Annotated in this window: 10 protein-coding genes; 3 read left to right on the top strand and 7 right to left on the bottom strand. The window is 72.6% G+C overall.

Going from position 1 to position 10,596, the window contains the following annotated elements:
- The coding region (locus ABYE80_RS10950; protein WP_372790312.1) for a lasso RiPP family leader peptide-containing protein at positions 1-118 on the top strand (118 nt) is incomplete at its 5' end.
- 26 nt (positions 119-144) lie between these two features.
- On the top strand, positions 145-786 hold the full coding sequence (locus ABYE80_RS10945; protein WP_372790311.1) for a 2OG-Fe(II) oxygenase: 642 nt from the start codon (positions 145-147) through the stop codon (positions 784-786).
- A 35-nt stretch (positions 787-821) separates the two neighbouring features.
- Here ABYE80_RS10945 and ABYE80_RS10940 read toward each other — a convergent pair whose 3' ends face one another.
- The 4 genes from ABYE80_RS10940 to ABYE80_RS10925 all read right to left on the bottom strand — a co-directional run bounded on the left by ABYE80_RS10940 (position 822) and on the right by ABYE80_RS10925 (position 5,452).
- The gene (locus tag ABYE80_RS10940) at positions 822-3,002 is read right to left on the bottom strand and encodes an MMPL family transporter (protein WP_372790310.1); all 2,181 of its coding nucleotides are present in this window, start codon (positions 3,000-3,002) and stop codon (positions 822-824) included.
- Positions 3,003-3,025: 23 nt separating this feature from the next.
- Complete coding sequence (locus ABYE80_RS10935) at positions 3,026-3,661, bottom strand: TetR/AcrR family transcriptional regulator (RefSeq protein ID WP_372790309.1); 636 nt, start codon at positions 3,659-3,661, stop codon at positions 3,026-3,028.
- A gap of 118 nt (positions 3,662-3,779) precedes the next feature.
- Positions 3,780-4,082: a hypothetical protein gene (locus ABYE80_RS10930; RefSeq protein WP_372790308.1), complete on the bottom strand. Its 303-nt coding sequence runs from the start codon at positions 4,080-4,082 to the stop codon at positions 3,780-3,782.
- A gap of 47 nt (positions 4,083-4,129) precedes the next feature.
- Positions 4,130-5,452, bottom strand: a complete 1,323-nt coding sequence (locus ABYE80_RS10925) for a fibronectin type III domain-containing protein (RefSeq protein ID WP_372790307.1) — start codon at positions 5,450-5,452, stop codon at positions 4,130-4,132.
- Positions 5,453-5,575: 123 nt separating this feature from the next.
- Between ABYE80_RS10925 and ABYE80_RS10920 the strand changes: the two genes are divergently transcribed.
- Positions 5,576-8,065, top strand: a complete 2,490-nt coding sequence (locus tag ABYE80_RS10920) for a hypothetical protein (protein WP_372790306.1) — start codon at positions 5,576-5,578, stop codon at positions 8,063-8,065.
- 19 nt (positions 8,066-8,084) lie between these two features.
- Here ABYE80_RS10920 and ABYE80_RS10915 read toward each other — a convergent pair whose 3' ends face one another.
- From ABYE80_RS10915 to ABYE80_RS10905, 3 genes are all read right to left on the bottom strand, one after another.
- Positions 8,085-8,354, bottom strand: a complete 270-nt coding sequence (locus ABYE80_RS10915; protein WP_372790305.1) for a DUF3253 domain-containing protein — start codon at positions 8,352-8,354, stop codon at positions 8,085-8,087.
- A 64-nt stretch (positions 8,355-8,418) separates the two neighbouring features.
- A complete protein-coding gene (locus tag ABYE80_RS10910) occupies positions 8,419-9,198 on the bottom strand; it encodes a heparan-alpha-glucosaminide N-acetyltransferase (protein ID WP_372790304.1) in 780 nt (259 codons plus the stop codon).
- Positions 9,199-9,297: 99 nt separating this feature from the next.
- On the bottom strand, positions 9,298-10,596 hold a 1,299-nt coding region (locus tag ABYE80_RS10905; RefSeq protein WP_372790303.1), incomplete at its 5' end, for an MMPL family transporter.

Raw genomic sequence — 10,596 nt, 5'->3', positions numbered from 1 at the left:
CGGTGAGGGCACCCCGTACGAAGCACCGGCGCTCACGACGCTCGGGTCCTTCCAGGACCTGACCCAGGGCGGACCCGGCGGCGGCTTCGACATCGTCGAGATCGGAAGCGCCGGCTGACAGCCTGAGCACCCTCTACCTCTGCGGTGCCCCTCCCCGCCGCCAGCGTGGCGTGCCCGACCCTCGAGGTACGCGACCACGTCGAGCGGGACTTCGCTCGACACCACATCGTCCGGCTGCCGGGCCTGCTCCGCGGCGACCTGCTGGGTCGGGTTCTCGACGGCATCGGGGCTGCCACGTTTCGCGAGCACCTGATCGCGGCCACCAACCGGCGCGAGCAGATCATGGAGCAGGACGCCACCTCTGCTCTGCTGCTGCTCCTGACGAGCGATCCCGCGCTCAGCGAGCTCGTCGGCGCGCTGACCGCGACCGAACGCCCCGCCGCGATGGTCGGCCGCGTGTACCGCATGGTCCCGGGTGCGGGCCACGTCGGCGACTGGCACACGGACGTGATCGACGGACGGGTCGCCGCGCTCAGCATCAACCTGAGCCCGGAGCCCTTCGAGGGCGGCGAGACGACCGTGCGCGACAGCGCGACGAAGGAGCCGCTGGGCACCGGCGGCGCGGCGCACCTCGTGCCGGGGGACGCCGTGCTGCTCCGGATCCGGCCCGGCATCGAGCACCGCGTCAGCGAGGTCACCGGTCACGCGGCGAAGACCAGCTACGTGTGCTTCTTCCGCGATGGAGCCCCGTCGCTGCTGGGTACGGTGCCCGCGGCCGCCGTGTGAGTCCCCGGAAGGACCGGGGTTCGGGCCGCGGTGGCTCAGTGCTCGAGCCGCGGGACGATCCGGTCCAGCCAGCGCGGCATCCACCAGTTCCAGCGCCCGGCGAGGCGCATGATCGCCGGGACCAGCGCCGCGCGGACGACGGTCGCATCGATGAGGATCGCCGCAGCCAGTCCGAACCCCATCTGCTTCATCTCCGGGATGGAGGTCAGCATGAACGAGCTGAAGATCGCGACCATGATGGCGGCCGCAGAGGTCACCACGACGCCCGTGCGCTGGAGCCCTTGGGCGACCGCCTCGGTGGTGTCGCCGGTCCGCAGGTACTCCTCGCGCATGCGGGTCACCATGAACACCTCGTAGTCCATCGACAGGCCGAACAGCAGCATGAACATGCTCAGCGGCAACCACGACTGGACGAATCCCGGGCTCGTGAAGTCGAGGACCTGTTCGCCGAGCCCCTCCTGGAAGACGAGGACCACGAGGCCGAAGGCCGCGCCGATCGTGAGGAGGTTCAGGACGATCGCCTTGAGCGCCAGCAACGGACTGCGGAAGACGGTGAGCAGCAGGACGAAGCTCAACGCCAGAGCGAGCGCGATGATCCCAGGCGTCATGTCGCTCACCCGGTCGGTGAAATCGACGCCTTCTGCCGTCGTGCCTCCGACGAACGTCCGTGAGGCGGGTCCGCGCGTGGCCGCGAGGTCCGCGCGCAGGTCGCGGATCAGGGCGTCGGCCTCCCCGGTGTCCACGCCGACTGTCGGCGCCGCGACGACGAGCGCCCGATCCGACGCGAGGTCGAGCGCCCTCGGATCGGCGAGTCGTGGATCGGCCTGCGCGACTCGCATCGCGGCGGCCCGCGCCGCTGGCAGACCTTCAGCCCGCTCCGCCTCGACGAGCATCTCGACCTGGACGAGCGCTGCCTCGGGGAAGCGCGCCTGGAGCGTGGTCAGCGCCTTGACCGATTCCTCGGCCTTCATGGCCCGCGCCCCCAGGTCCAGCCCCGTCTCGAGCCGCAGTCCCGGGCTGGCCGCGAGCACCAGCAGCGAGACACCGGCGACGAGGATCGGCCACGGGCGACGCATGACGAACCGCGCCCAGCGCGCCCACCCGTCGCGACGGCGACGGCGACGCACCGGCGCGAGACGCGGGAGACGACCGCGCTCGAGCCGGTCCCCGAGCGTGACGAGGATCGCCGGCAGCAGGGTGAGGGTCAGCGCGACCGCGACGGCGACCACGATCATCACGCCGGTCGCCACCTCGGTGTAGAACGACGCGCCGAGCGCGAGGACGGGCAGCATCGACGTCGCCACGATGGCCCCGGAGAAGGCGACCGTGCGGCCTGCGGTCGCGATGGTCATGACCATCGCCGGACCCGACTCGTTCCCGGCAGCGCGTTCCTCCCGGAAACGCCGGACGACGAGCAGGGCGTAGTCGATCCCCACGCCGAGGCCGACCATCGTGATCAGGCTCTCGATGAAGATGTTGAAGTCGCGGAAGACCATGAGGATCGCGACGATCCCGAAGGTGATCACCAGGCTGCACACCCCGATGAGCAGCGGAAGCCCGGCCGCCACGACCGAGCCGAACGCCACCAGCAGCACGAGTGCGGCGACGGGCAGGCCGACGGCCTCCGCTCCCAGCATGTCGCGATGCTCGACCTCGATGAGGTCCGCGAGGAGGGGCGAACTCCCGGTGATCCCACCGTCGGCGCCGGCTGGAAGGGCGGCGTCGATCGCCCCCTGAAGCGCTGCGGCCGTCTCCTGGCGTTCACTCGCCTCGCCGGTGAGTCCGACGACCGCAGTCGCCGCGCGGCCGTCGGCAGAGAACGCGCCGCCGCCGGGTTGCCCGGGACCGATGATCGTCAGCCCCGGGTCGACGGCACGCACGGCATCGGTCGCCCGCTGCAGTGCCCCGCGTACCGCGCGCGCGGAGGAGGAGGGCACCTCGACGACGAGCATCGCGCGCTCCGTCGTCCCCGTCGCCTCGGCGAGCGCCTGCTTGACGCGATGGGACTCCGAGCCTTCGATCTCGTACCCGACACCGAGCAGCCCGGACGTGAAGGCCGGGACGAGCGCGGCACCACCGAGCGCGACGATCAGCGACGCGAGCATGACGAGGCGCCGGCGACCGACGACGAACGCCCCCAGACGGGCGAACACCCCACTCGGTGACGCAGACCCGGCGCGTGCCTCGGTCGGTCGGTCGTCGACAACGACGCTCATCGCCGGTGGAGGCTACCAGCCGTTTACCCCGATCGGTGCGAAATACACGCTGGTGCTTCATCGCGAATGATCGCGCGCAGCAGCTCCAGCCCGTCCGCCGTACCCGGCCCCTCGCCTCGCTCGATCAGCTCGAGCAGCATTCCCCGCAGCACGAGGACCACCAGCGCACCGCGCCGCCGCTGGGCCTCCGAGGGCGGCCCGGCCCCCGCGCCGTCCGCCCGCTGGACGAGATCGACGACGAGCCGCTCGTACCCGTCGTTCAAGTCCCGCAGCGCGCCCTGGACCTCGGCGCTCTCCGCGCCTCCACCCACGAGGGCGAAGTACGCGCGGATCGTGGGCTGGTCGGACCGGGCCGCGTCCCAGATGGCTGCGACGAACGCATCGGCGGGATCCGCGCCGCGGGCCGCATCGACGTCCGCAGCGATGCTCGCGGCAAGACGGTCGCCCACCGTTCCCACGACGCGCAGCAACAGCGCCTCACGGGAGCCGAAGTGATACAGCACGCTGCGCTTGTCCATCCCCGCCTCGTCCGCCACACGCCCGAGCGTCACGCCGCCGAACCCATCGCGATCGAGCACCGTCGTCGCAGCGTCGAGGATGCGTGCCGCGGTGCGCGCCCCCTTCGGTGTCCGGGGCGCCGCCCCGACGTCCGGTGTCATCGCGCCACCGTACCGGGCCGACACCGACGCGTTGTGGTCTGACCGGGGCCGAGCCGGCCGCCCGGGACGAGGGCGCGGGACCGGCTTCGGCCTGACGCAGGTCGGCGTGCCGCGCGTATCAGCCCACGAACACCGCGCCGAAGATGGCGAGCACCAGGACCGCGCCGAGCGCGATCGGCCACCCGAGCCAGAGCCCGAGGAAGACGACGACCGTGAGGGCGATCGCGAGCGCGCCGATGCCCAGCACGATGTCCAGGGCGCGGGCGACGGGTCCTTCGCCGCCCATCGCGTCGGGTGAGCGCTCACCGAGCTTGCGCCGCTGGCGGGGCGTCGTGACGCAGCGTGCGCAGAAGCCGCGCAGCGATGGGCGCAGCGGCCGGCCGCAGTGACTGCAGAGGGGAGCTGCCTCGTCGGGGGTCATCGACGCACGACGATAGTCGGCGGCAACGCGGACGTGCGACCGCCGGGTCAGCCCGTCACCGCCGGCCCGGTGTCGAGCGCCTCGAACGCCGATCCCGGCACCCGCTTGAGCTGGTCGAGATCGTCGTCGTCCCACGCGGGGTCCGGCGTGCCGCTGATGAACCAGTCCGACCCGTTGTCGGCCACGATCATCCCGTAGTCGCGCAGCGCGACGAGGATCGCCCGCGCCTGCCCCGTGTAGCCCGCGAGGCTGAACGAGCGCTTCAGGCGGACCCGCAATCCCATCGGCGGCAGGTCGGGGTCGGTGTCCGACGACGCGAAGTGCCGTGCGGGTGCGATGTACGCGCGCCGCGTCTTGCGCACCGTGAACCGCAGGGCATGGGCGATGACCCCGGCGCTCGCCTCGTCGGCGCGGGCGAGGCCGGGCAGGATCGGCAGGCCGGCCGCGTCGGCCGAGGTCCACCCGGCGGGCCGGAGGTTGTTGCTCGACAGGTCGAACACCGCGCCGCTGTCGGCGGCCCAGCCGGAGGCACGACGCTGCGCGCGGTACAGCTCGTAGAGCTTGCAGGCGCCGCGCTGGACGACGATCACGTGACGGTCGCCGTCGGCGCCGTCACGGGCGCCCTCGACCCGCGCGTCGGGCGGGATCGGGTAGGGCCCGGGGTCGCTCTCGTCCCCGTAGGCGGTGAACGTGATCGGCACCGGCTTCTGGTCTGCCGGCACCACGGTGACGGGAATGCCGTAGTCGCCGTACCGGCCGGAGCCGAAGTCCGCGTGCAGCGTGCGCTCGGCGCCGATGGACCGGATGAGCGCGGCGGAGTTCGGGTGCGCCGGCACCGTGTCGACGCGCCGGTTCCACGCGTTGTCGTCCGGGAAGACGGTGCACCCGCCGACGGTGGAGGTCCCGCCCGGGGTACCCGGGGGACCGGTCGCCGAGGTCCGCGCCCACTCGCGGTCCGATGCGCCGCAGCGTGCGCCGCGACACGCCTTGATGGCGACCAGGTAGCGCGTGTTCGGACGCAGCCTCGTCAGCGTCGCCTGCCGCGTGGTCGCGCGGACCGAGCGGCCCTGCCATCGCCGGCTGCCCGCGGCGCGCCAGGTGATGCGGGTGCGGGTGGCGCCGCGGGCGCGGTTGCGCCACGCGAGTGTGATGCGCGCGGCGTCCGTGCTCGTGGCCCGCAGCCCCGCCGGCGCGCGCAGGAGAACGCGCGCCGTGAGAGCCCTGGGCGACCCCCCGACCGCGCGCGTCGCCTCCGGCTGCGGTCCGCTGGTCCTCGCCGGCGCCGCTCCCCCGCCGATGGCGCCGACCGACACCACCGCGAGCGCGGCACCGGCGATCCGTCCTCTCCACCCCATGAGCGTCACGTGCACCACCGACCGTCGTCGACTCGATGCGTGGTCCGACTGTAGCGCCGCGGTGCAACCCCGGACGGCCCTTCGAGCCCGGCAGGGCCCGGACCGCACGTTTCGCACCGCACCGACGTTGCAGCGGGCATGCGCCTTCTCGGGGTCCTCGTCGCCGCAGGCGCGCTCGCGCTGCCGGCGACCGCGTCCGCCTGTCCCGCCTCGCCCCCCTCCAACGGCACCGGGTACGTCCCGGCGGACAACCGGCCCTCGCTGGCACCGGCAGGCACCGGCCCGGACATCCTGCACCGCGAGCTGGTGCGGTCACCGCAGCTCGAGAACACCGGCACCTGGAAGGCCCAGCCGATCCTGATCTCCGGCGCCAGCGCGTACCGCGACGGTGAGTTCCTCTACCAGGACTTCCTGTACGACGATCGCGCGCTGTCCTACCCCGACGACCCCGCGCGACTGGCCCGCAACGCCGCCGACATCGTCGAGGTACGCGTCCGGCAGCTGAAGAAGGCCACGGCCATCCGCGTGACGCTGAACTCGATGCTCGACCCCGACGCGGCGGCCGTCACGATCGGCCTCGGGGGCGGCGACCGCGCCCAGGCGATGCCCCACAACGCGGGGGCGACGATGGCCGCCGAGGTCTTCGTGACGGCCAGTGGCTGCGCCGGTGACACGGTGCGCGCGAGCGACGGGACGGCTCTTCCCGCGCCGAAGGTCACCACCGACCTGGAGCGACGGCAGGTGCAGATCGAGGTCCCGCACACCGCCTTCGATCCCCGCGGGCGGACCGTGCGCGTGGGCGCTGCGGTCGGGCTGTGGGACACGGCCAAGCGCGAGTACCTGCGCCCCGACCCTGGCAAGCCCGCCTTCTACAACGTGGCCTTCCGCGAGCCGGGGCCGTGGGTGCAGAACACGTGGATGGACGCGAGCCAGAAGCAGGCCCTGGCCGCCGGCGACCTGAGCCCGCTGCACGCCGACGTCGACTTCCGCAAGCTCGCGACCCGGACCGACGACGAGACCGGCGTCCCGCAGTCCGGCCCGATGAATCGCATCCTGGTCAGCCACTACGAGGCGGTCCAGGGTCGCGGGAACTCAGCCGGCGGGGACATCGTGGGCAACTACGCGTGCGACCCGCCGGAGTGCACGTACCAGTTCTCCGGGCGCCTGCAGCCCTACTCCGTGTACGTCCCGGCCCAGTCCCGCCCGGCCGACGGCTACGGCGTGGTGATCAACCTGCACGGCGCGAACTCCAACCACAACCACTTCGAGGGTGGGAGCACCGAGCCGCCGCTCTCCGTCTGGCAGATGCTGGCCGAGGACGGCCACCCGTCGATCATGGTCCTGCCCAACGCGCGCGGCATGACGTACTGCTACTACGGCATGGCGGGCGCGGACGTGTTCGAGGCCTGGGCCGACGTGGCGTCGCACTACCGCCTCGATCCGCGCCACGCGCTCCTGACCGGGTCCTCGATGGGCGGCTTCGGCACCTACAAGCTCGCCACGCAGTTCCCGGACCTCTTCAAAGCGATCTTCCCCAACATCGCGCCGGAGATCTGCTCGATCCCGGAGGCCGCCGCCACCCTCGGCGTCCACACCGGGGCTGCCGGCATCGGGGACGCGTTCGCAAGCCTGCGCAACGTGCCGGTGCTGGCGTCGTCGGGTCTCGACGATCCGCTGGTCGACGTGGCGATCACGACCCGCAGCGCCCGGCGGCTGGACGACCTCGGCTACCGCTACGACTTCTGGCACTTCCAGAGCACGAACCCGGGCGAGGGTCACGCCGAGTACCGCCAGTTCGTGCGCGAGGGATACCGCAGCCTGAACCGCACCGCGAGCGCCGTGGACCGCGACCCGCGGCGGGTGACCTACGTGCTGAACGGGCTCGTGAGCGACGACCGCTACGGGCTGCGCTCCGACCACGCCTACTGGGTCAGCGATCTGCGGCTCGCGGACCCGGATCGCACGCCTGCGATGGGGACGATCGACGTGACGTCCGGCGCGATCGCGGACCGCGCGCACGAGACGCTGCCGACCGAGGTCGCGGCTGGCGCCCTCTTCAACGGGGCACGCACCTACACCCGGCAGGCGCGCCGCTGGCGACCGGGCGGGCCCGAGCCGATCTCCGACGCCTTCGCGATGCGCACGACGAACCTCGCGTCGGCGGGGCTCGACGTCCGCCGCATGCGGCTGCCCGAGTACGGCACGATCGACGCCGCCGTCACCGCCGACGCGCCACTGGAGCTGCGGTTGCGCGGCAGCTTCGGCAGCGCGACGACGGTCACCCGCAACGGCGCTCCGGTCGAGGTCCGCACGGACGGGACGGCCGCGAGCGTGAGTCTGCCCGCCGGGACCTCGACGCTGCGCATCAGCCAGCCCGCGCCGATCGCGCTCTCGCCGCGCTGTCAGGGCCGTCGGGTGCGGGTGCGCGTCCGGGCCCCGCGCGGCGACCGCCTGCGCTCCGTGCGGGTGTACGTCGGCCGCAAGCGCGTGCGGCTGATCCGGGGTCGGGCGCTACGGCACGCCATCCACGTCCGGCTACCGGCCGCCGGCGCCAAGGTGACGGTCCGGGCGACGACGCGCAAGGGCCGGCGCCTCGTGCGACACCGGACCTACGGCTCCTGCCGCTGAGGACGGTCGGGCCGACCGCTCACCCGTCCGCCCCGACCGCCCGCAGCCGGATGGGCCCGCGCGCGACGTCGAGGTCGACCGACTCGCCGCCCTGGGTGACCTCGATCCGGCCCTCCTGCACGAGCGCCTTGGCGGCCTCCCGCACGACGGGCATGAGCGGCCGGAAGTCCGCGCCGTCCGCGACGACGCGCGCCGCCTCCGACGGGCAGATCGTCAGGTCCGGGTCGCGCCGGGCCAGGAGCTCGAGGATCGCGCGGCGCGCGGCCGTGTGGTCGTCCGGGGTCGGCATCACCGGTGTCCTACCCGCTGCGCGACCGATCGTCGCCCGCGGCCCGTCTGCCGCGGTTTCCGTGTCAGGACGGATCGATCTCGGTGCCGACGAGCGCGAGGGTCATTGCGGTCAAGGCGATGAGGACAGGCTGATGGACGAGGTAGAACGGCAGCGAGTACCGCCCCGGAGCGCCCGCCAACAGCCTCGACCGCGGAGCCGTGACCAACAGGCGCAGCGACGGACCGCGCTGACCGCCGGGATACAGCGCGGACCCGAGAGCGATGCCGACGAAGGCTGCGCCGGCCCACGGCAGGAGCGGATACCAGTCGACCCCCTTCTCGGGCGGAATGAACCCCAGCACGAGCGCCCCCGGCACATCGCTGCGGGCGTCCATGGCGATCCCGACCGCGACGACGCACGCTCCCAGCACCGCATTCCACACCCCGAGGCGGACCGTCAGCGGCAACACGACGAGCATCAGCACCCCGATCAGATGCAGGATGCCGAAGCGCACGGCATCATCACCACCGAGCGCGACCAGCGTCGCGAACGAGACCAAGGCGGCCGCCGCGAGTACCTCCACGGCGCGCGCCGCGTGTGCCCGCCACAGCCCCAGTCCCGCGATACCTCGCGATACGGCCCGGGAGTGCGCGATCCAGAAACTGACTCCGACGACGCCGAGGAACAGCGAACCCGTCGTGATCTGCAGCGCCCGCCACCCGCCCTCGAACGGGTCCAGAGCGACCTGCGGGGCCAGCATGTGCACGTCGTATCCGACGTGGTAGACGACCATCAACACCATCGCCGTGGTGCGCAGGGCATCGATCTCCCAGAGACGGGCGTCAGCCGCTGTGTCCTGCATCTTCCACGGACCGTAGCAACGGCTCCCCCGCGCGCGAGCGAACGGGGATGATCGCGCTCACGACGCTGGGTGGTCGCGCTCGTACGGCCCCGCAGCGGGTCAACTCCCTGCGCGCCGACCCGACGACTTCGCAGGTGCGCCCCGGGTGCCTCGAACTGGGCTCTCCGTGAGCGGCGTGCCGGGGAAGCTCTTCGGGCGTCCGGACGAGGAGCCGGCGGCGCGCCCACCGGGCATCCACCAGTTCGCGTCGCCGAGCAGGCGCATCAGCGCGGGGACGAGCAGGGCGCGGACCACCGTCGCGTCGAAGATGATGCCGGCGGCGAGCCCGATCGCGAGCTCCTTGATCAGGAAGCCGGGGCCGGTGGAGAGCGCCAGGAAGGCGCACATGAGCACGAGCGCGGCGCTCGTCACGAGCTTGCCGGTGCGGGCGAGCCCGAGCTCGATCGCCCGCTCCGTGGAGCCGGTCTCGTCGTAGGCCTCGCGCATGCGCGAGAGCATGAAGACCTCGTAGTCCATCGAGAGGCCGAAGAGGAAGGCGAAGATCATGATCGGGATCCAGGGGTTGATCGCCTGCATCGCGTCGATCCCCCAGATCCCCGATCCGTGCCCGAGCTGGAAGACGAGCACCACGATCCCGAACGCTGCCCCGAGCGAGACGAGGTTGAGGATCACGGCCTTGAGCGGCAGCACGAGCGATCGGAACGCACGCGCCAGCAGGACGTAGGTCAGCGCCAGCACGAAGGCGAGCAGATACGGGAAGTTGTCGTAGATCGCGTGGACGAGGTCGCGATCGACGGCCGCGGTCCCGCCCACGGTCGCGTTCGTCCCCTGCAGCGCAGCTCTGGCGCGATCGATGATCGCCTCGATTGCGGGATCCGCGCCGTCGACGGCCGGGAACGCCTCGACGATCGCCGCGTCGCCCTGGCGCCAGTCGTCCGGCGCGACCGCGGCGGCGATGCCGTCCACGTCGCGCAGCCGTTCGGCGACGACCTCCGGGTCGCCACCGTGCTCGACGAGGACGTCGAGCGGCTTCAGCACGCCCGGGCTGATCCCGGCCGCGGCGAGGGCGTCGCGGCCCGCGATCGCGTCGCCCTGGCCCGGGATGTTCTTCAGCTGGGCCTCATTCGGATTCAGTTGCAGGCCGTAGAAGACGAGCGTGCCGGTGATCGCGAGCCCGACGGCCGCGATCCGTCGCGGGCGCGCGTTGACGAATCGCGCCCAGCGACCCCAGGCCCGCTCCTCGGGGTGTCCGTGGTCCACGAGCCGCTTCGGCAGCAGCCGGATGCTGTTGATCCGCTCGCCGAGCACGGCCAGGAGCGCCGGGAGCAGCGTGATCGCCGCGAGCACCGACACCGCCGGGATCAGCATGCCGGCGATCCCGACCGAGCGGATGAACGG

This window comes from Paraconexibacter sp., from assembly GCF_041602235.1.
Lineage (GTDB): Bacteria > Actinomycetota > Thermoleophilia > Solirubrobacterales > Solirubrobacteraceae > Paraconexibacter.
This window is presented reverse-complemented; position numbering and strand designations above follow the sequence as displayed.